Below are 20392 nucleotides of genomic sequence, written 5' to 3'. Positions count from 1 at the left end.
GGAAAAGGTCCCGCTTTCCGCCGCCCGAGAGCGTTGAAAATCTCAATGAAAAACAAGGACGTAACAAAGCGCCGCTGCTCTGTAGCGGCAATTTCCGGCGAAAAATGTGGAACGCCCGGGTGGCTGCGACGTTGTAGCTCCAGTCTTGAAAGGAGTGAGACACATGGACAAGACGCTTAAAATGCTGATCGCCGGCGGCGCCTTCGCCTTGATGGCCGGTTACGCGAACGCCGCCATGGTCGCCACCACCGCATCGGATGTTTCCGTTCGCTCGGGCCCCGGTGAAGACTATCCCGAACTGGGATTGGCCACCCGCGGCAGCAGCGCGGTTCTGGATGGCTGCATGGAAGGCAGCAGCTGGTGCCGTATCGAAGTCAACGGCATGCGTGGCTGGGCACGGGCGGACTATCTGAATGTCATGTATGAAGGGTCTCCGGTCGTTCTCGAACAGCGCCGCTCGGACATGAGCGTGCCGGTCGTGACCTATGAAAAGACCTCAAGCGTGCAGGCAGAGCCCAATCCTGGCGATCCAAACCTGGGCAAGGTCGGCGAGGTGAACCCGCCGCAATCGGTGATAACCTATATTGACGGGCATCCCGCAGACACCGTCACCTATGATGGCGACGTCGTCATCGGCAGCGTATTGCCGGCGGATACACGTCTCGTCGAAATCCCGGACTATCAGTATCGTTATGTTCGGATCAACGACGTACCGGTTCTTGTCGAGCCTTCGACACGACGGATCGTCTATGTCTATCAGTAGGCACGTCAGGCAGTTCGCCCATTGATCGGGGTGGCCTGAAACGAATGAAGGGCGCGGGTTTTCCGCGCCCTTTCCGTTTCCGGTAAAGGCCACTCAGGATTCCAGTTGCACCCGCACCCGCAGCATATTATCCACCGCAACAGAAAATGATCGGCGGCATCCTCCCGAGCGGACGCATTTTCGGCTATGTTTACAGAATATTGGCGCATCGACGCATGTCAGCCGCAGGATATGAAGGAACCGCAGTGCCACCGCAATCGCTCAAAACCGCCGCCGCCAGGCAGACACCGGCACTCCCGAAGGTTGACGACGGCAAGATCGACTTCGACACGATCGAGGCGCTGTTTTTCGCCTATCGCGACTTCGTCTCCGATCCCGATGTCATCCTGTCGAAGCTGGATTACGGGCGGGCGCACCACCGGGTGGTCTATTTCGTCAGCCGGCAGCCCGGCATGACGGTGGCGGATCTGCTCGACACCCTGCAGATCACCAAACAGAGCCTTGCCCGCGTGTTGAAGCAATTGATCGACGACGGCTACATCCGCCAGATGGCCGGTCCCGAAGACCGCCGTCAGCGCCGGCTCTATCCGACGCTGACGGGTCGCGAACTGGCGCTGGCGCTAAGCGAACCGCAATCGCGCCGCATCGACCGCGCGCTGGAAGGGCTTGGGCCGGATGCACGCGCCTGCGTGCGCAAGTTCCTGGCGCAGATGCGCAGCCCGACGACCGTGGAGGGCGAATAACGATGTCAACAGCTCCGACAAAACGCCCGCCGGCGGATGACGATGCGGCCCATCTCCTGATCGTCGACGACGACGCCCGCATTCGCAACCTTCTGCAGCGCTTCCTTGGGGACAAGGGCTACCGCATCTCCGTCGCCGCCGATGCGGCCGAAGCCCGGCGCAAAATGGTGGGCATCCGTTTTGATCTGCTTATCCTCGACGTGATGATGCCGGGCGAAAACGGGCTTTCGCTTACCCGCTCGCTGAACGAGAACAAATCCGTGCCAGTCATCCTCCTGACCGCCCGGTCGGAAGCGGACTCACGTATTGCGGGGCTGGAAGCCGGCGCTGACGACTATCTCGCCAAGCCCTTCGATCCGCGCGAACTTGTCCTGCGCATCAACAACATCCTGCGGCGCAACACCTCGCCCGATACACCCAAGATCGAGCAGATCATGTTCGGCCCCTACAGCTTCTCCATTCCGAAAAAGGAATTGCGGCGCGGTCCAGAAACAATCCGGCTGACAGATCGTGAGCAGGAAATCATGCTGCTTTTCGCACTGCGCGCCGGCGACACCATTCCCCGCCACGAGCTGGTGGAGGCTGAATCGGAAGTGGGTGAAAGAACCATAGACGTGCAGATCAACCGTCTTCGCCGCAAAATCGAGGACGATCCTGCCAATCCTGTCTATCTGCAAACGGTGCGCGGCATCGGCTACCGCCTGAGCGTGGACTGACGAACACCAAGGAAGGGCAACGCACGGCCATGGCGAGCCTCGATTTTCTCAGCACGGTCAAAAAAAGCAGTGTGGCCAAGGTCTGGCGCATGTCCGGCAGGTGGCTACGCCACTGGCTGCCAACCGGGCTTTACACCCGTTCGCTGCTCATCATCATCCTGCCGATGATTTTGCTTCAGGCCGTGGTTGCGGCTGTCTTCATGGAGCGCCACTGGCAATTGGTGACGGATCGCCTTTCCGCCGCCGTCACGCGCGATATCGCCGCGATCATCGAGCTTCTGCAGACGGATCCGGAAGAAGACGATTATCAGCGCGTCATCCGCATCGCCCGCGACAAGCTCGATCTCAGCATCTATATCGAACCGAAGACGAACCTGCCCGCCCCCAAACCGGAACCACTGTTTTCAATCCTCGACAGGATTCTAGCCGATCAGTTGACGCAGCAGATCGGCAGGCCGTTCTGGATCGATACCTATGGCAACGGCTCGCTGTTGGAAGTCCGCATCCAGCTGGAAGACAAGACGCTGCGGGTCTTCACCCGCCGCAGTTCGGCCTATGCTTCCAATACTCATATTTTCCTCGTCTGGATGGTCGGCGCGTCGCTGGTGCTGATCGCCATTTCCATCCTGTTCCTGCGCGGGCAGATCAAACCCATCGAGGCGCTTGCCAAGGCGGCGGAAAATTTCGGCAAGGGCCAGAAGATCAGCGGTTATTCCCCGCGCGGTGCGGATGAGGTGCGGCGTGCCGGTCTCGCCTTCATCCTGATGCGCGAGCGTATCGAGAGGCAGATGGAGCAGCGCACCGCCATGCTGAATGGCGTCAGCCATGATCTGCGCACCATTCTCACCCGCTTCAAGCTGCAACTGGCGCTCGCTGGCGACAATCCCGACCTCGAAGGGCTCGATAAGGACGTCGAGGACATGCAATCGATGCTGGAGGCCTATCTGACCTTTGCCCGCACCGATGTCGAGGAGGATGTCGGCACGCTGGAACTTCCGGCACTTCTCGAAAAGATCGGCCATGATTTCGAGCTGCACGGCAAGAAATTCAGTTACGAGCTTTATAATATCGAGAGAATCATCGCGCGGCCGAATGCGCTTTCCCGGCTCGTCGCCAACCTTGCCGAAAATGCGCGGCGCTACGCCAGCAATCTCCATGTCGATATCCGCAAGGCGCCGCGCTCCATCATCATGACCTTCGACGATGACGGCCCGGGCATTCCGGAAATCTCACGCGAGGATGTGTTCAAGCCCTTCTTCCGGCTCGACGAGGCGCGTAACCTCAATGCGTCTGGCACGGGCCTTGGCCTCTCCATCGTCCGCGATATCGCCCGCAGCCATGGCGGTGACGTATCGCTGGATGAAAGCCCGATGGGTGGATTGCGGGTAATCGTCAAAATTCCGGCTTAGAACAGCGGAGCGAAAAGTGTGACGCGGACTTGCCGTTTCCGCCATTCCGGCCCTGAGCCGGAATTCAGCCGACTCGCGTCTGCGAAGCGACAGGACTCTTTTCAGCCCAAGGACTTGGGCTGGCTGGATACCGGCTCAAGGCCGGGATGACGGAATAAAAATGTTCCGTCTGCGCTAGTCTTTATGCTGCGTGCTGTCGTGCTCTATCAGCACATTTTCTCGCCGTTCGGCACCGGCCGCTCAACCGCGGCAAGCACGATATCGCCATTGGCATCGGCAAAACCGAGCGTCAGCACCTCGGAACGGAAAGGGCCAATCTGGCGCGACGGAAAATTCACCACGCCCAGAACCTGCCGGCCGACAAGGCTTTCCAGCGTATAATGCACCGTGATCTGCGCCGACGACTTCTTGACGCCGATCTCGGGTCCAAAATCGATCTTCACCTTGAAGGCCGGCTTGCGCGCTTCGGGAAAGGGCTCGACCTCAATGATGGTGCCGACGCGGATATCGACCTTTTCGAAATCGGCATAGGAAATTTCACCGCTCATGGCTTCAGCCCGCCAGCTCTTCGGCGCGTGTTTTCGCGGCGGCAACCGCCCTGTCGAACAGGGGCTGCATGCCGTCTTCCGCCATCAGCACGGACAGCGCCGCAGCCGTGGTACCACCCGGCGAAGTCACATTCTGGCGCAGGCGTGCCGCCTCGTCGGAGGACTGGTGCAGCAATTCGCCGGCGCCGGCCACGGTTTCACGCGCCAGACGCATGGCGACATCGGCCGGCAGACCGGCCTTGCGGCCGGCTTCGGCCATGCATTCCACCAGATAGAAGACATAGGCCGGGCCGCTTCCCGAAACCGCGGTCACGGCGTCGATATCGCCTTCGGATTCCACCCATTCCACCGGTCCGCTGACCTTCAGCAACCCGTCCACGACAGCTTTCAGCTCCGGCGTCACCAGATCGTTGGCATAGGCGCCCGTCACGCCCCGCCCGACCATCGCCGGTGTATTGGGCATGGCGCGGACGGCAGCAACCGCACCGAAATGCGAAACGAAGGTGGCAATGGTGGTGCCTGCCGCAATGGAAACGACGACCGTTTCCGGGCCCAGCAGCGGTTTCAGCGAAGGCAGCACGGCATCCATCATCTGCGGCTTCACCGCGACAAAAAGAATGCCGGCCTTGATGCCAGCCGGCACGCTTTCGCTATGGGTAGCGCCGGCTTCCGCAATCGTCGTGCGCATGGCATCGGAAGGGCGTGGATCGAGGACGATGACCTGCGATCCGGCAACGCCCTTTTTCAGCCAGCCCGAAAGCAGGGCGCCGCCCATATTGCCGGCCCCCACGAGGACGAGCGGACCCGAAGCCTTGTACACCATGTTACGCTTCCCCGACGGTCTCGAACATGACCGCTTCGATTGCACTTTTCGCATCCAGCCCCGACCAGACGACGAACTGGAATGCCTGATAATATTGTTCGCAGGCCTCCAGCGCGCTGGAAAGCAGCACTTCCACCTGCTGGTTGTTCGGCTCTGCACCGCCGGCCAGAAGCAGGGACTGGCGGAAGATCACCACGTCTTCCTGCCGCCACAGGTCGAAATGACCCATCAGCACCTGGCCGTTGACCTGCGACAGCAGGCGAATGACTTCATTGACGCGCTGATCCGGCACCTTGATATCGAAAGCGCAGGCCAGATGCAGTGCCTCGAATTCCTCCATCCAGGAGAAGGAAACGTGATAGTCGGCCCAGTGACCAGCCACCGTCATGGCAATCTCGTCTTCGCCCGAACGCTCGAAGGACCAGTCGTTGGAGGCGGCGACAATCTCGATCATGTCCACGGGATTGGACTGACGCTCAATTTCAAATTCTATCAGACTCATGCGGCACCTTCTCAGCCGGTAGGGATGTCCTGTTTTGAACGCCGGGCACAAAACGCACATACAAACCGGGATAAACATTTGAGACGATTGCCCGACACCACCAGAATTACGCATTCACCCTGTCTGGAGCTTACCAGGTCTTTTCGAATCATCATTTAAAATCAGTGTATAATGGCCGAGTCCTGCTGCCACCCCTCGCCCGCCATTTTTGCTTTTTGAGCAGTGGATATCTTCTCCCCCATCACCTCAGGCGAGATACATAAGCGACTCTGCCGATTGCGTTTTTTGGAAGTGTCCACAGGCCCGAAAAATTCGTGCCGAAGGCCCGTTTTTCACAACCGGGAGTGATTTCGGGCGGAACGCGCCGAAAACAAAAGGTCCCGGAATCGCAAGCGATCCGGGACCTCTCAGAAAAAGAGCTAAAGAATCAGTCCTTGGCGGCGGAGAGCTTCGCTTCCAGAGCCTCGATGCGGGCGCGCAGCGCGTCGTTTTCATCCCGCGCCTGAATGGCCATTTCGCGCACGGCGTCGAATTCCTCGCGCCGGACGACATCCAGACTGTTCAGCCAGCGATCCGCCTGCGCATGAAAAGCAGCCTCGGCCTCCTTGCGCACGCCCTGCGCCGCGCCGGCCGCATCGGTCATCAGCTTGGCGAATTCATCCAGAAAACGATTGGTGCCTGTCGTGCTCATGGCGCTCATCCTTCGTCGGTTCAGGGGCATCGTCTGGCCCGCTGTTGCTAGCCTTCAGGTAGGCACTCCACTGCCGCCTTGCAAGCGAAATCGAAAAATCGCAACAGCTTGGCAGGCCTTCGGTATCTAAAGTCGCAGCTTGAAGAATCACCTTGACCGCCGCCATCGCAATCGCCATTTTCCTTGGCGTCAGGAGGCCGGTGAGCATCATCGCCCGGCCCCCTTCAGGCAATGGATGCTTCCGTTGTCCGCCCAGCAACGATGACGGAATATACGGATTGTTAGCCGCTCCCACCCAACTCGCCATCATGCCTTTCCCCAATATTGATCCGGTGGCGCTGTCCATCGGTCCTCTGGCGATCCACTGGTACGGCATTGCCTATGTCGCGGGCATCATGCTCGGCTGGTTTTATGCCCGCCGCCTCGCCCGCACGGATCGCCTCTGGCCGAACGACACCTCGCCGATCTCGGCGCAGCATCTGGACGATTTCATCCTCTGGGCAGCCGGTGGCATCGTGCTTGGCGGGCGCATCGGTTACATCCTGTTTTACGATATGGCAGCCGTCGCCGCCAATCCCATCAGGGCGATCGAAATCTGGAATGGCGGCATGTCGTTCCATGGCGGCCTGATCGGCACGACGATCGCCATGATCCTCTTCGCCCGCAGGAACGGCATTCCCGTCTGGAGCATGTTCGACATCGTTGCCGCCGTCGCGCCCATCGGCCTGCTGTTCGGCCGTATCGCCAATTTCATCAACGGCGAATTGTGGGGCCGCATCGCCGATGTGCCATGGGCCGTCGTCTTCCCGACCGGTGGTCCCTTTGCGCGGCACCCGAGCCAACTTTATGAAGCCGGCCTCGAAGGCCTCGTGCTCGTCATCCTTCTGGCCATCGTCATTTATGCCTTCAGGGCATTGAAGACGCCCGGCACCGTCACCGGCATCTTCGTGTGCGGTTATGCGCTGTCGCGTATCTTCGTGGAATTCTTCCGCGAGCCGGACGCCCAGATCGGTTATCTCGCCGGCAACTGGCTGACCATGGGCATGGTGCTTTCAACGCCGATGTTCCTTTTGGGCCTCTGGGCCATCCTGCGGGCACGCAGCGCGACAAAAAGCGCTTGAGCGGTATGATCGCCCATGACCACACCGCTCGCGCAACGCATCAAATCCCTTATCCGGCTCAACGGTCCGCTCAGCGTCACCGACTTTTTCTCGCTGTGCCTCGCTGACCCTGAGCACGGTTATTACAAGAGCCGCGAGCCCTTCGGCCGTTCGGGTGATTTCATCACCGCGCCTGAGGTCAGCCAGCTTTTCGGCGAAATGCTCGGTGTTTTTGTCGTCCACGCCTGGCAGCGGCACGGCGCGCCGGCGCAAACGCAGCTGGTGGAAATCGGCCCCGGCCGCGGCACCATGATGTCGGACATGCTGCGTGTCATCCGCCGCATCGCACCGCCGCTGTACGAGACGATGCAAGTGCATCTGGTGGAGACCAGCCCCCGCCTTTCCGCCATTCAGAAGGAAACGCTGGCCGCGCATGCGGATCGGCTGACCTGGCACGACAGTTTCGACGACGTGCCGGAAGGTTTCCTGCTGCTTGTCGCCAATGAGCTTTTCGATGCCATTCCAATCCGGCAATTCGTCAGGACGCCGCAGGGTTTCCGCGAGCGGGTCGTCAGCCTCGATGCCAATGATGAACTCGTCTTCTCGACGGGCCTTGCCAGCATAGACCCGGCCCTCTTGCCGCCGCAGCCCGAACGGCAAGCGCCTGGCACCACATTCGAGATTTCCCCTGCCCGCGAAGCCGTGATGACCGCGATCTGCCAGCGCCTCTCGGCCCATGGCGGCACGGCGCTCGCCATCGATTACGGCCATCTGGTCGCCGGTTATGGCGATACGCTGCAGGCCATGCGCAACCACGCCTTCGACCCGCCGCTCGCCCATCCCGGCGAAGCCGATCTGACCAGCCATGTCGATTTCGAAAGCCTCGTGAAGACGGCCGAAGCGACCGGCGTGCATGTCAACGGCACCCTGAGACAGGGCGATTTTCTCTACGGCCTTGGCCTCAAGGAAAGGGCGGGCGCGCTTGCCGCCAAGGCAACACCCGACCAGACGCTTGAAATTGCCGAAGCGGTGAACCGCCTCGCCGGCGAAGGCGCCGGCAGGATGGGGGAACTTTTCAAGGTCATCGCCGTTTCAAGTCCCGCGCTTCATCTTCTGCCGTTTCGCGCGGTGGATTGACAGCGCAATCACCTCTGGGCCAACATCGCCACGACACACGAAGCAGGCACACTGCATCACACCGCCGTGCAATGCCGCGGCAACAGGAAACATCTCGCTTAACCCTGCTCAACTGGCCAACAGCGATATTCTCCAAGGAATTCCCACACCATGCAGAACGCAACGCTGCCGCTCCCCCTCCAGTCCCCCCTGCTCGTCGCCTTCGGTGAGAACCGCGTTCGCCACGGTTTCTTCACCCGGCAGGGCGGCGTCTCGGAAGGGCTTTATCAGGGCCTCAATGTCGGCCTCGGCTCCCACGACGAACCCGAAAAGGTGCAGGAAAACCGCCGGCGCGTGACGCAATGGTTCGGCCTTTCCCCAGAGCGCCTCGCCACCGTGCACCAGATCCATTCTCCGGATGTCCTCGTGGTCGATGAGACCTATGACGGCAACCGCCCGCAGGCGGACGCCATGGTGACGGCGACGCCGGGTTTCGTGCTTGGCGTGCTGAGCGCCGATTGCGGGCCCATCCTGTTTGCCGATGCGCAGGCGGGCGTCGTGGGTGCGGCCCATGCCGGCTGGAAGGGCGCTTTGTTCGGTGTGCTCGAAAACACCATCGAGGCCATGACGAGGCTCGGCGCCAGCCGTGAACGTATCGCCGCCTCGCTCGGTCCTTCGATCAGCCAGGATAATTATGAGGTCGGGCCGGAATATGTGGCGCGCTTTACCGATATCGATCCGGCCTATGCGGATTATTTCGCCGAAGCGGACAAGCAGGGACACGCGCTGTTCGACCTCAAGCAATTCACCATAGACCGCCTGACCAAGGCCGGCGTGAAGGCGGAAAATCTCGGCCTCTGCACCTATCCCGACGAAGAGCGCTTCTATTCCTACCGCCGCACCACCCACCGCGCCGAACCCGATTACGGCCGGCAGATTTCCGCAATCGCAATTCTGGAGGACTGATATGGCCCTGCACTTCGAGCTTTCGGAATTCGATGCCCGCCGCGAGCGGCTGCTCGCGAAAATGGCCGAGGAGAAGCTGGACGCCCTGCTGCTTTTTGCGCAGGAAAGCATGTATTGGCTGACCGGCTATGACACATTCGGCTACTGCTTCTTCCAGACGCTGGTGGTCAAATCCGACGGTTCCATGACGCTTCTCACCCGCTCGGCCGATCTGCGGCAGGCCCGCAATACCTCCATTATCGAAAATATCCTCATCTGGGTCGACCGGCCCAATGCCGACCCGACACTTGATCTCAAAAACCTGCTGAGCGACCTCGATCTGCTCGGCGCCAGGATCGGGGTGGAATACGACACCCACGGCATGACCGGCCGTGTCGCCCGCCTGCTGGACAACCAGCTTGCCAGCTTCTGCCAGATGAGCGACGCCTCCTATCTCGTCAGTACACTCAGGCTCGTCAAAAGCCCGGCCGAAATCGCCCACGCCCGCAAGGCGGGCAAACTCGCCGATGAGGCTCTGGATGCGGCATTGCCGCTCATCAAGCCCGGCGCCGACGAAGCCGCAATTCTCGCGGCGATGCAGGGCGCGGTGCTGGCGGGCGGCGGCGATTATCCCGCCAATGAATTCATCATCGGTTCCGGCGCGGATGCGCTGCTCTGCCGTTACAAGGCCGGCCGCCGCCGGCTCGATACCAGGGATCAGCTCACGCTGGAATGGGCAGGTGTCAGCGCCCATTACCATGCCGCCATGATGCGCACGGTGGTGATCGGCGAACAGGATTTCCGGCAGAAGGAGCTTTACAGCGCCTGCCTGCAAAACCTTAACGCCATCGAAGAGGTGCTGCGGCCGGGCAAGACCTTTGGCGATGTCTTCGACGTGCATGCCCGCGTGATGGACGAACGCGGATTGACCCGCCATCGGCTGAACTCCTGCGGTTATTCGCTGGGTGCGCGTTTCTCTCCCTCCTGGATGGAGCACCAGATGTTCCACGCCGGCAATCCGCAGGAAATCACCGCCGACATGACGCTCTTTGTGCATATGATCGTAATGGATTCCGATTCCGGAACGGCCATGACACTCGGCCAGACCTATCTGACCACGGACAACGCCCCGGAACCGCTCTCGCGCCATAGCCTCGATCTTCTCACAGCTTAAATCGCCGCCGGGTTTGACAGAGCGGGAAAACCGCCCTTACAGTGCCGCCACCTTGGGCAAGAAGGAGCGGAACATGAGAGGGAAAATCGCATGAGCCGAATGGGGTTTGCCCCCCTTTTCCCAGCCATCGCTGTTCCGGCGCTGGTGCTGGCCCTTTCGGGCTGCAACACGACGGAGGCGCTGACACCACAGGTGGATGTCGGCCACAACACCTCGCAATCGACACCGGTGACGCAGGGCGATCTTGACCAGATGGCCGCCGCCGCCGACCGCGCGCCCGCAGGCGCCCCGGCAACCGCGACCTCCGTGCCCGCCTATGCACCGCAGAATTCGTTGCAGGCGCAGGCACAGGCGCTTTCCAGCGGTAACCAGTATGGCGAACCGCTTCGCGAGAACCAGACCGCAGCCCAGCCCCCCGCTGCCGCTCAACCCGCACCCTCACAGCAGACGGCCTCACTCGCACCCGCAGGCGCTGGCAATTCCATCCGCTTCCTGCCGATCATCGGCGCGCCGGTTCAGGCGGTGACCCCGCTTTCACGCCAGCTCGGAGCCGAAGCGCGAGCCAAGGGGCTGACCATCCGCGCTTCAAACGACAATTCGGCCGAAAACATCCTGAAGGGCTATTTCTCCGCCTTCGCCGATGGCAGCAAGGTCAATGTCATCTACGTCTGGGACATTCTCGACGCCAATGGCGTGCGGCTTCACCGCCTGCAGGGACAGGAAACGGTGGCGGCAAGAGGTAGCGACCCATGGGCCGCCGTGACCGACAGGGTCATGCAGGATATCGCGGCAAAAACGCTGAACGACTATACGTCATGGAAGCAAACTCAACGCGGATGAGGTGAAACGGCGGGAGAAGTCACAGAGATTTCACGAAAATCATTGCGAAAGCGCGGAGTCCTCTTGCAATCGGAAGCAACAGCGCTATTAAGGCGCGCATGGCAACAAGGCGTATCCGGCAAAGGCTTTTCAGCCGGATGTTCCTCCCCTTGAACGACGCTTGGTTACGGCGGATTGAGCCCCGTGGCGCAAGGCGATGGCATGGAAACAGGCGGCCGCAATGAAGGTTTTCGCAGGCAATTCGAACCGGCACCTCGCCGAAGCGATCTGCAAGTATCTTAACGTTCCTCTCGGAAATGCCACTGTAAAGCGGTTTGCTGACCAGGAAATATTCGTAGAAATCAGCGAGAACGTGCGCGGCGAGGACGTTTTTATCGTCCAGTCCACCTCCTTCCCGGCAAATGATCATCTGATGGAACTGCTCATCATGATCGATGCCATGCGCCGCTCCTCGGCAAAACGTATCACCGCGGTGCTTCCCTATTTCGGTTACGCCCGCCAGGACCGCAAGGCCGGCCCCCGCACCCCGATTTCCGCCAAGCTCGTCGCCAATCTGATCACCGAAGCCGGTGCTGATCGCGTTCTGACGCTCGATCTTCACGCCGGCCAGATCCAGGGCTTCTTCGATATCCCCACCGACAATCTCTTCGCAGCCCCCATTCTCGCCCGCGACGTGAAGGACCATTACGACACCAACAATGTCATGGTCGTCTCGCCCGACGTCGGCGGCGTGGTCCGCGCCCGTGCGCTCGCCAAGCGCCTCGACTGTCTGCTGGCCATCGTCGACAAGCGCCGTGACCGTCCGGGCGAATCCGAAGTCATGAACGTCATCGGCGATGTCTCCGGCAAGGATTGCATCCTGATCGACGATATCGTCGATTCCGGCGGCACGCTCTGCAACGCCGCGGAAGCGCTGCTGAAAAAGGGCGCGACCAGCGTTACCGCCTATATCACCCACGGTGTGCTTTCCGGCGGCGCAGTTGCCCGCGTGGCTTCGTCAAAGCTGCGCGAACTCGTCATCACCGACAGCATCCAGCCGACCACCGGTGTCCAGTCCGCGCATAATATCCGCGTGGTCAGCACCGCAGGCCTGCTCGGCGAGGCGATCAACCGCACCGCGCAGGAACAGTCGGTTTCCGGCCTGTTCGACTGACCCACGGTTTTTCGCGCAGGATCGTTGCATCCCTGTCACCCCGGACTTGATCCGGGGTCCAGCGTGATCAAGTCTTTGATCGCGAAAGGGACTTCTCACGGCGCAGACGCGCCGTGGCTGGATGCCGGATCCAGTCCGGCATGACGAGAAAAAAGCTCCTCAACTCACCAATGCTCCCTGCATGCGCAGAGATTGCAAAACTTCGTTCTGCGCCGTTCAGGAAGACGCCGCGCCCGCATCCGGCGGTCGTTGCAGGCGGGAGGCGGCGGCCTTGATTTTTGGCCACCAGCGCCGAACCCGCGTCAGGACGGCATGGCGCCCGTTGCGCCAAAGACTTACCGTATCGACTGCCACGGCATCACCGGTAAAAAGGTGACGGTGACGGCTTATCGCCAGCGCCCGATACAGAAACAACGTCGTCAGGGCGGAAAACAGGATGGACATCACCACATCGCTGAGGAAATGTCCGCCCGCCGCGATGCGAAGACCGGACATGAGAATGACTGCCCCGGCGGCAATGGCGCCGACCACCCACCGCCCATAGGGGCGCAGGCGAGGCCAGACCAGCACGCAGAGCGGCAGGAAGAAGCTCGCGATCAGCGCGGTTTCCCCTGAGGAAAACGAACAGTTCGAATAACATTGCGTGCTGAACTGGAAAGGCGGCGTGAACAGCTGGTGCCCGCCAAATTCGGTAACGCTGAACGGACGCGCGCGGCCGATCATCGCCTTCAGCAGGCCATTAACGAGGAGCCCGGCACACAGGATCACCGGGCCACACAGAAACGCCCAGACCCGCCAGCCGGTTCGCTGCAGCGAACCGAGCCGCAGATTGCCGACGAGGACGAGGAAAGCCAGAAGTGTGGCGAGTTCCGTACCTTCGCGCAGCGTGTCGCGTAGCCATTCGGGAAAGGGCTCCCGACCGGGCCATGGCTGCCCCACCGGCGAAAAGAACAGGGCGGAAAACCCGAGATCGATGGAAGGGAAGGTCGCAAAAAGGATGACGAGCGCGAGCGCGGCGAGCGTCACCCAGATGGTGATCCGCATATGGGAGAGATCATTGTCCATTGGCGCCCTCCGGAATGCACTGCGGCGGCAGACGCCAGAGCCCGATTTCCCTGCCCTCGACAAAGCCCGGCCCGGCGGTCCAATGCGCAACCGGCGCTTCGCCGGCAAGGCAGGCCGGCAGGCCATCCGCGCTTGCCAGGAACAGGGGATTTTTGGCCTCTCCGGTTTTCAGCGGATAGAGAAGCGCATAGTGGCTGGAGGGCACACCGGTTTCCGGCAGCGCGCGCGTCATCACCTGTTTCTCATCCCACAGCTGATAAAAAAGCTCGGCCAGAATGGAGCGGTCGGAAGCGACAATGGCATCCGCTCCCGCCTCACGCGCCCGCGAAAGGCCGGTCGACACCAGTTCGGAACGTCCGAGATATCGCTTCATCGCCAGTTCGCCGCTCGGGAGACGCAATTCCGTTCCGGCAATCGTCATCAGCGGCAGGGCGATCGCGACGATACCGCCGAGCACGAGGGTGGAAACGGTGAGCCAGCGTCGGGAGGCCAGCACCGGCACCGCCAGAAGCACGCCTGCCGCATAGGCCCCTACGGCCCAGTTGGCAAGCGCCCGCGACATCAGCCCCTGTGCCGTGATCAGCAGCACGATCGGCACCGAAAGAGCGACCAGCGCACGGGCTTCAGCGGTCTTCGCACGGAAGGTCGCGATGATCATGCCTACAAAAACGAACGGGCCGACGACACCCGCCTGCGAGAAGAAGAACTCCAGCGCAGAACCGATTTTCAGCTGGACGCCGTGCCAGTTCGCATTGTCGGCCGTGTGGCGTGCGGTCATGAAATCATGCGCAGCGTTCCACCAGAGATTGGGCGCGATGATGACAAGGCAGACCAGCGCGGCGACCGCCGCGTCGCGCAGCCGGATGCGCCAGCCCACGCAAAACCAGCCTGCCGCGATGAAGCAGGGCAGAAAATAGATCATCGCATATTTCGACATCAGCCCGAGGCCGAAACACAGGCCGAGCAAAAGACTCCAGAGCGTCGCCGCCCTGCCCTCGCCACGGGCCTGCGCCAGTTTACGCACCGAGATCATCGACAACACGATGAACAGCATCATCGGCGTGTCGGTGGAAATCAGCAGGCTGCCGAGTGTCACGGCCGGCAGGGTCAGATAGACGAGCGCGGCCAGCGAAGCGAGCTTCGCATCATAAATCATCCGCCCGAGCACAAGGATGCCCGCTGCCGCGACGCCATGCACCACGGGTGCTGCAAGCCGAACCTGAAAAGTGCCCTCGCCGCCGCCCAGAATAGTGGCCGCTCGAATGAGCCAGCCGATCAGCGGCGGCTTGGAATAGGCACCGAGAGCCATCTCCCGGCCCCATAGCCAATATTGCGCCTCGTCGACGAAAAGATCGGTACGGTTGAAGGCAAGGCCGAGGACGCGCAGCACCGTCACAAGCACGATCGCCGCAAGCGCCAGCGTCATCCATTGGCGCTGTTCGCCTGTCTGCCCCTGGGCGAGCACCGCCCGGTCATGCATGCTGGCGGCGTTCTGCATGGATCAACCAGAGATTTCGGGCATAGATGAAGAGGCCGGAGGCTTGCCCCAGAATGAAGACCGGATCGCGCCGCCAGACGGCATAGGACAAAAGCACCAGACCGCCGAGAATGGAAAAATACCAGAAGGCCACCGGAATGACGGAGCGGTTGGCCCGTTCCGAGGAAATCCATTGAACCAGAAAACGCATGGTGAACAACATCTGGCCCATGAAGCCAGTGCAAACCCATGCGAATTCTCTCCAGCTGTTCACATGCAGCATGGACCATAAAGCCGGTGCATTCACGGCAATGTCTCCGTTTTGAAGGTTTCAGCCCAGCTTGCCCGCTTGCGCCGGCGCAGCAGCCAGGCAACGCCGATCAGATCGTGGATGCCGACAAGCGCGCGGCCGATATTGGTGTAATGGGAATTGCCGTGCAGCCGCGCGCGATGCGTGACGTCGACATGGGCGACCTGCCAGCCGTCGCGATTGAAAAGCGCCGGGAAATAGCGGTGGTGGTGGTCGAAATAGGGCAAGGCAAGATAGGCGTCGCGGCGGAAGGCCTTGAGGCCGCAGCCGGTGTCACGCGTGCCGTCCTTCAATATCCGCGCCCGCAGCCCATTGGCGAAGCGCGAGGAAAGGCGTTTTCCAAGCGTATCGCGCCGGCCGACGCGCTGGCCGGCCACAAGGCCAAGCCGGTTTGGTGCAGTGGCGGAAAGAAGGGGCGCGAGAAGAACCGGCAGATTGTCCGGTGGATTCTGCCCGTCTCCATCCAGCATGCAGATGATCGGAGCACGCGCCGCCTGCACGCCGCTGTGGATCGCCGCCGATTGCCCGCCCTGACGGTCATGCCGGACGAGCCGCAGCATCGGATAACGGTCGCCGAGCGAAAGCACCATGTCGACCGTGCGGTCGGAAGATGCATCGTCCACCACCACGATCTCGAAGCGACCGACAGGCTGACAGGCAGCCACGATTTCCGCCACAAGCGTCTCGACGCTCGCTTCCTCATTGTGCATGGGTACGACAACGGCAAAATCCGGGTTCGGTCTCACGCTGGCTCCGTCATATCCGTCCGCAGGGGCTCCGCAGGTATCCGTGATATTGACGAGAGAAGAAGGGCGAAAAGCTTGCATGAACATGAACAACCGTTGAGCTTCACCCGATATGCGCCCGTTCCATTGCAGTTTTATTACGGAAAATGGGCCAGTGGCGGCCGCTCATTTTTTCACGGCATGCGGGAAATAATCGTACAATTCGCAACTCCTTTAACGCGGCCGTAAACAATTTTTGCCACGGTGTGGCCACGTTTTTTGGGGGGAGGGAAACAGGATGCCGGGTGGAAATCCGACTGCTGTCAAAGCTAAATCATTGTCAATCAAGGCCAAATTTGCAGCGCTCGTGACGGGCGCAACGCTGATTTCCTGCCTGTCCGTGGGGCTTCTGTCCTACGAGATGGGCAAATCGGGCCTGATCGACGCCAGCGAAATAAGGCTCGAAACGGTTGCGGGAAACCAGTCCAAGCAGCTTGACGCCTATACTTTGCGTGTCGAACAGAGCATTTCCGAGCTGTCGCAAAACGCCGCGATCGCCCAGGCACTGGAAACCATGACCACCGTCGTGCCGACGGAAAAGGATGCGATCATCCAGGCTTTCCGCCGCGAAGGCGTTTCCGAGGAGGAGCGCGCCTCCTTCAACGGTGAAGGATTGCGACTGCTCTACGCCATCCGCCACGCGACCATCAATGCCGCCATCGCCAGCGTCTGGCGCAATACCCGCGTCAGCGACATCTATGTCATCGACAAGAACGGCCTCATTATCTATTCCGTGACCAAGGGAAAGAACTTCCTGACCAATGTGACGGAACCGCAGAACGCGGCGATCAAGGACCTGTTCGAGCGCATCGAAGCCGGCAAGGACGGCGTCGTCAGCACCACCGGCTTCAGCGGCGGCGCCGATGATTCGGCCATGGTCGGCATGCCGCTCGCCGTCTCCAACTGGGGCCAGCTGCAGCGTAAGGGCGCCGTCATCATGCGCATTGCCGCCGACCGCATCGGCGCGGTCGTCACCCCTGAAGAAACCGGCAAGACCATCGATGACGCCGTTCTTCTGAGCGCGGAGGGCAAACGCCGCGCGGGCGTGCTTTCGGGCGGTCCGGATGCCGCCGTTTCCGAAAATCTTGCGGCCCTTTCGGGCACAAGTGACGCCGGAACAGTGATGGCGCAGACGCCTGCCGGCAATATCTTTTATGCCTATCGCCCGGTCACCGTGTTTGGCCAGAAGCATCTGCTTGCCATCGGCCAGCAGGAGAGCAAGGTGCTGGCCGCTGCCAACGATCTCGCCTTCTGGGCAACCGTTGCAACACTTGCCGTGCTTGCGATCATGACGCTGATCGGCATTTTCGTGTCCGCCAGCCTCACCAAGCCATTGACCGGCCTTGCCGGATTGATGGAGCGCCTCAACGGCGGTGAGAACAATATCGAGATCAAGGCGGTTTCCCGCGGCGATGAGATCGGCACCATGGCGCGCGCGCTGGAATCCTTCCGTCAAGGCATTCTGGACAAGCAGCACATGGAAACCGAAGCCCATCGCAAGGGCGAGGAGCTGGACGAGGAACGCGCCCAGCGCGAAATGGAAAAGGCAAGAAGCGCGAAAGAACTGGAAGAGGCTGTCGACGCACTTGCGACCGGTCTTGCCAATCTGGCCGCCGGCAGGCTCGATCTTCGCATCGAAAAATCCTTCGTGCCGTCGCTCGATCATCTGCGTATCGACTTCAACAACTCCATGGCGGGGCTGGAAGCGACTATTTCCAATATCGGCGAAAGCGCCAACGCCATCCGCTCCGGCTCCGGCGAACTGAAGAGCGCATCGGAAGACCTGTCGCGTCGCACCGAACGCCAGGCGGCTGCGCTTGAGGAAGCGGCGGCGGCGCTCGGAGACATGACGCAGGCCGTCAATCTCTCACTGTCGCGTTGTAATGTCGCCGTCGAGGCGACGGCGGGCACGATGCAGGACGCCCACAAGTCCACGGCGGTCGTGAAAGAAGCGATCGTCGCCATGGAACGTATCGAAACCTCTTCGGCCAAGATCCGCCAGATCATCGACGTCATCGACCAGATCGCCTTCCAGACCAACCTTCTGGCGCTGAATGCCGGCGTGGAAGCCGCGCGCGCCGGCGAAGCCGGAAAGGGCTTTGCCGTTGTGGCGCAGGAAGTCCGCGAACTGGCCCAGAAATCGGCAGCCGCCGCCCGTGACATCACGACGCTGATCGCCACCTCCGCGGGCGATGTGGAAAGCGGCGTGGCACTGGTGCTGAAGACCGGCGAAAGCCTGGAGCAGATCCAGAAACGCATCCAGTCGGTCAACGACCAGATCGGCGAAATCGCCACCGCCTCGCGCGAACAGTCCGGCCGCCTCAGCGAAATCAACGCCTCGGTCAACGAACTCGACCATGTCACGCAGCAGAACGCGGCGATGGTGGAGGAAACGACGGCCGCAGCCTTCTCGCTGGCAAGCGAGGCGGATGGCCTGACCGAACAGGTGGGGCAGTTCTCAGTGGGTGACACCCGGCATGGGGACCAGCGTTACGCGGCATAAGCCGCAAGGAAAAAAGGCCGGAGGCAAAACCTCCGGCCTTTTATTTTGCTTAAAACTCCGATCCGGGCTCCCAGGGGCCGAAGCCCCTGGGAACACGCCGGCGACCCGGCACCGTTGCCCTCGCCGGCTTCCGGGGAGGACCTCAGAAGAAACCGACCTTGTTCGGGCTGTAGGAAACCAGCAGGTTCTTGGTCTGCTGGTAATGATCGAGCATCATCTTGTGGGTCTCGCGGCCGATGCCCGACTGCTTGTAACCACCAAAGGCCGCACCCGCCGGATAGACGTGATAGCAATTGGTCCACACGCGGCCCGCCTCGATGCCACGGCCGGCCCGGTAGGCGATATTGGTGTCGCGGCTCCAGACGCCGGCACCCAGACCGTAAACCGTGTCATTGGCGATTTCGAGCGCCTCTTCCACCGTCTTGAAGGTGGTGACGGAAACGACAGGACCGAAGATTTCCTCCTGGAAAATCCGCATCTTGTTGTTGCCTTCAAAGACGGTCGGCTGGATGTAATAACCATCCTTCAGGTCGCCCGTCAGCGTCTTGCGGTCGCCGCCGGTCAGAACCCTGGCGCCTTCCTTCTTGCCGATCTCCAGATAGCTCATGATCTTGTCGAACTGTTCCTGTGAGGCCTGCGCGCCCAGCATGGTCGACGGATTGAGCGGATCGTCCTGGCTGATCGCCTGAACACGCTTGATGGCTTTCTCCATGAAGCGGTCATAGATCGATTCATGCACCAGAGCACGTGAGGGGCAGGTGCAGACCTCGCCCTGGTTCAGCGCAAAGAAGGCAAAACCTTCGAGCGCCTTGTCGAGGAAGGCATCGTCCTCGTTCATCACGTCGGCAAAGAAGATGTTCGGCGACTTGCCGCCCAGCTCCAGCGTGATGTTAGTGACGTTGTCAGCCGCATAACGCATGATTTCCTTGCCGACCGATGTGGAACCGGTAAAGGCGATCTTGGCGATGCGGTTGCTCTGTGCCAGCGGCTTGCCGGCTTCAAGGCCCGTGCCGTTGACGATGTTGAGGACACCGGGCGGCAGAAGATCTTCGATCAGCTCCATTACGATGAGAATGGAGGCCGGGGTCTGTTCCGCCGGCTTCAGCACCACACAATTGCCGGCGGCAAGCGCAGGCGCCAGCTTCCACGCAGCCATCAGGATCGGGAAGTTCCACGGAATGATCTGGCCGACGACACCGAGCGGTTCATGGAAGTGATAGGCAACCGTGTCGTTGTCGATTTCACCGATCGTGCCTTCCTGGGCGCGGATGCAGCCTGCGAAATAACGGAAATGGTCGATCGTCAGCGGAATATCCGCATTGGTGGTTTCGCGCAGTGGCTTGCCATTGTCCCAGGTTTCAGCCCGGGCGATGAGGTCGCGATTGTCTTCGATACGCTGGGCGATCCTGAGCAGGATGTTGGAGCGTTCCGTCACGCTCGTTTTGCCCCATTTTTCGCGGGCCTTGTGGGCAGCATCCAGCGCGAACTCGATGTCGGCTGCATCCGAACGCGGCACTTCGCAGATCTTGTGGCCGGTCACCGGTGAGAGATTGTCCATGTAGCGGCCGGATTTCGGCTCCACCCATTTGCCGCCAATGTAATTGCCGTATTTCAGCTTGAAGGGCGCTTCGCCCGCTTTCTGCTGAACCTGAATGTTCATGATTTCATCCTCCCTGATGAAAACGATCCTGAGCGGACCGCATGGGAGGAAGGTGAGCCTAGATAGCGC

Annotated in this window: 21 protein-coding genes; 11 read left to right on the top strand and 10 right to left on the bottom strand. The window is 61.0% G+C overall.

Translation table 11 applies throughout. The annotated features are described in order from the left end of the window. The first annotated feature begins 163 nt into the window (after positions 1 to 163). The 4 genes from O3S81_RS01800 (at position 164) to O3S81_RS01785 (ending at position 3631) form a co-directional block, all read left to right on the top strand. On the top strand, positions 164 to 763 hold the full coding sequence (locus O3S81_RS01800) for a DUF1236 domain-containing protein (protein WP_269340549.1): 600 nt from the start codon (positions 164 to 166) through the stop codon (positions 761 to 763). A gap of 215 nt (positions 764 to 978) precedes the next feature. After that, positions 979 to 1506, top strand: coding sequence for a MarR family winged helix-turn-helix transcriptional regulator (locus tag O3S81_RS01795; RefSeq protein WP_269340548.1), 528 nt, complete (start codon positions 979 to 981; stop codon positions 1504 to 1506). Between the two features lie 2 nt (positions 1507 to 1508). Next, entirely contained in the window at positions 1509 to 2222 is a 714-nt protein-coding gene (locus O3S81_RS01790; RefSeq protein ID WP_269340546.1) for a response regulator, read from the top strand. A gap of 29 nt (positions 2223 to 2251) precedes the next feature. Further along, positions 2252 to 3631 (top strand): ATP-binding protein, encoded by a 1380-nt coding sequence (locus O3S81_RS01785; RefSeq protein WP_269340544.1) that lies wholly within the window; start codon positions 2252 to 2254, stop codon positions 3629 to 3631. Positions 3632 to 3837: 206 nt separating this feature from the next. Here the strand turns inward: O3S81_RS01785 and O3S81_RS01780 are convergent, their stop codons facing one another. The 5 genes from O3S81_RS01780 to O3S81_RS01760 form a co-directional block, all read right to left on the bottom strand. Then, positions 3838 to 4179, bottom strand: coding sequence for a tRNA-binding protein (locus O3S81_RS01780; protein WP_269340543.1), 342 nt, complete (start codon positions 4177 to 4179; stop codon positions 3838 to 3840). 4 nt (positions 4180 to 4183) lie between these two features. Next, positions 4184 to 5002, bottom strand: coding sequence for a pyrroline-5-carboxylate reductase (gene proC, locus O3S81_RS01775; protein WP_269340542.1), 819 nt, complete (start codon positions 5000 to 5002; stop codon positions 4184 to 4186). A 1-nt stretch (position 5003) separates the two neighbouring features. Then, the gene (locus O3S81_RS01770; RefSeq protein ID WP_003522870.1) at positions 5004 to 5504 is read right to left on the bottom strand and encodes a YbjN domain-containing protein; all 501 of its coding nucleotides are present in this window, start codon (positions 5502 to 5504) and stop codon (positions 5004 to 5006) included. A 427-nt stretch (positions 5505 to 5931) separates the two neighbouring features. Continuing rightward, a complete protein-coding gene (locus O3S81_RS01765; protein ID WP_003522871.1) occupies positions 5932 to 6195 on the bottom strand; it encodes an accessory factor UbiK family protein in 264 nt (87 codons plus the stop codon). Then, the gene (locus tag O3S81_RS01760; protein WP_269340541.1) at positions 6161 to 6406 is read right to left on the bottom strand and encodes a hypothetical protein; all 246 of its coding nucleotides are present in this window, start codon (positions 6404 to 6406) and stop codon (positions 6161 to 6163) included. The genes O3S81_RS01765 and O3S81_RS01760 overlap by 35 nt, the downstream gene beginning before the upstream one ends. A 97-nt stretch (positions 6407 to 6503) precedes the next feature. Between O3S81_RS01760 and lgt the strand changes: the two genes are divergently transcribed. The 6 genes from lgt (at position 6504) to O3S81_RS01730 (ending at position 12523) form a co-directional block, all read left to right on the top strand. After that, a complete protein-coding gene (gene lgt / locus O3S81_RS01755; protein ID WP_269341381.1) occupies positions 6504 to 7316 on the top strand; it encodes a prolipoprotein diacylglyceryl transferase in 813 nt (270 codons plus the stop codon). A 15-nt stretch (positions 7317 to 7331) separates the two neighbouring features. Further along, a complete protein-coding gene (locus tag O3S81_RS01750; RefSeq protein ID WP_269340540.1) occupies positions 7332 to 8432 on the top strand; it encodes a class I SAM-dependent methyltransferase in 1101 nt (366 codons plus the stop codon). Positions 8433 to 8582: 150 nt separating this feature from the next. After that, positions 8583 to 9377 carry a peptidoglycan editing factor PgeF gene (pgeF, locus tag O3S81_RS01745; RefSeq protein ID WP_269340539.1) on the top strand — a complete coding sequence of 265 codons (795 nt, stop codon included), beginning with the start codon at positions 8583 to 8585 and terminating at the stop codon, positions 9375 to 9377. 1 nt (position 9378) lies between these two features. Further along, positions 9379 to 10530, top strand: a complete 1152-nt coding sequence (locus O3S81_RS01740; RefSeq protein ID WP_269340538.1) for a M24 family metallopeptidase — start codon at positions 9379 to 9381, stop codon at positions 10528 to 10530. Positions 10531 to 10620: 90 nt separating this feature from the next. Then, positions 10621 to 11370, top strand: coding sequence for a hypothetical protein (locus tag O3S81_RS01735; protein ID WP_269340537.1), 750 nt, complete (start codon positions 10621 to 10623; stop codon positions 11368 to 11370). 220 nt (positions 11371 to 11590) lie between these two features. After that, positions 11591 to 12523 (top strand): ribose-phosphate pyrophosphokinase, encoded by a 933-nt coding sequence (locus O3S81_RS01730; protein WP_003522877.1) that lies wholly within the window; start codon positions 11591 to 11593, stop codon positions 12521 to 12523. A gap of 216 nt (positions 12524 to 12739) precedes the next feature. On the opposite strand, the gene O3S81_RS01725 is transcribed toward O3S81_RS01730, so the two are convergent. Genes O3S81_RS01725 through O3S81_RS01710 form a run of 4 tightly spaced genes read right to left on the bottom strand, consistent with a single transcriptional unit; the run spans position 12740 to position 16208 of the window. Further along, complete coding sequence (locus O3S81_RS01725; protein ID WP_269340536.1) at positions 12740 to 13588, bottom strand: phosphatase PAP2 family protein; 849 nt, start codon at positions 13586 to 13588, stop codon at positions 12740 to 12742. After that, positions 13578 to 15086: an ArnT family glycosyltransferase gene (locus O3S81_RS01720; RefSeq protein ID WP_269340535.1), complete on the bottom strand. Its 1509-nt coding sequence runs from the start codon at positions 15084 to 15086 to the stop codon at positions 13578 to 13580. The genes O3S81_RS01725 and O3S81_RS01720 overlap by 11 nt, the downstream gene beginning before the upstream one ends. Continuing rightward, positions 15061 to 15348, bottom strand: a complete 288-nt coding sequence (locus O3S81_RS01715) for a lipid-A-disaccharide synthase N-terminal domain-containing protein (RefSeq protein ID WP_269341380.1) — start codon at positions 15346 to 15348, stop codon at positions 15061 to 15063. The genes O3S81_RS01720 and O3S81_RS01715 overlap by 26 nt, the downstream gene beginning before the upstream one ends. A 20-nt stretch (positions 15349 to 15368) precedes the next feature. Further along, positions 15369 to 16208 carry a glycosyltransferase family 2 protein gene (locus tag O3S81_RS01710; protein ID WP_269340534.1) on the bottom strand — a complete coding sequence of 280 codons (840 nt, stop codon included), beginning with the start codon at positions 16206 to 16208 and terminating at the stop codon, positions 15369 to 15371. A 190-nt stretch (positions 16209 to 16398) separates the two neighbouring features. On the opposite strand from O3S81_RS01710, the gene O3S81_RS01705 reads away from it, so the two are divergent. Beyond that, the gene (locus tag O3S81_RS01705) at positions 16399 to 18663 is read left to right on the top strand and encodes a methyl-accepting chemotaxis protein (protein WP_331284162.1); all 2265 of its coding nucleotides are present in this window, start codon (positions 16399 to 16401) and stop codon (positions 18661 to 18663) included. Between the two features lie 142 nt (positions 18664 to 18805). On the opposite strand, the gene adh is transcribed toward O3S81_RS01705, so the two are convergent. Then, a complete protein-coding gene (adh, locus tag O3S81_RS01700; RefSeq protein WP_269340532.1) occupies positions 18806 to 20323 on the bottom strand; it encodes an aldehyde dehydrogenase in 1518 nt (505 codons plus the stop codon). Positions 20324 to 20392 lie beyond the last annotated feature (69 nt).

The organism is Agrobacterium sp. SOY23 (assembly GCF_027212525.1).
In the GTDB taxonomy this organism is placed as follows: domain Bacteria; phylum Pseudomonadota; class Alphaproteobacteria; order Rhizobiales; family Rhizobiaceae; genus Agrobacterium; species Agrobacterium tumefaciens_I.
The sequence above is the reverse complement of the archived record's forward strand: the minus strand, read 5'-3'. Positions and strand labels throughout refer to the sequence as shown.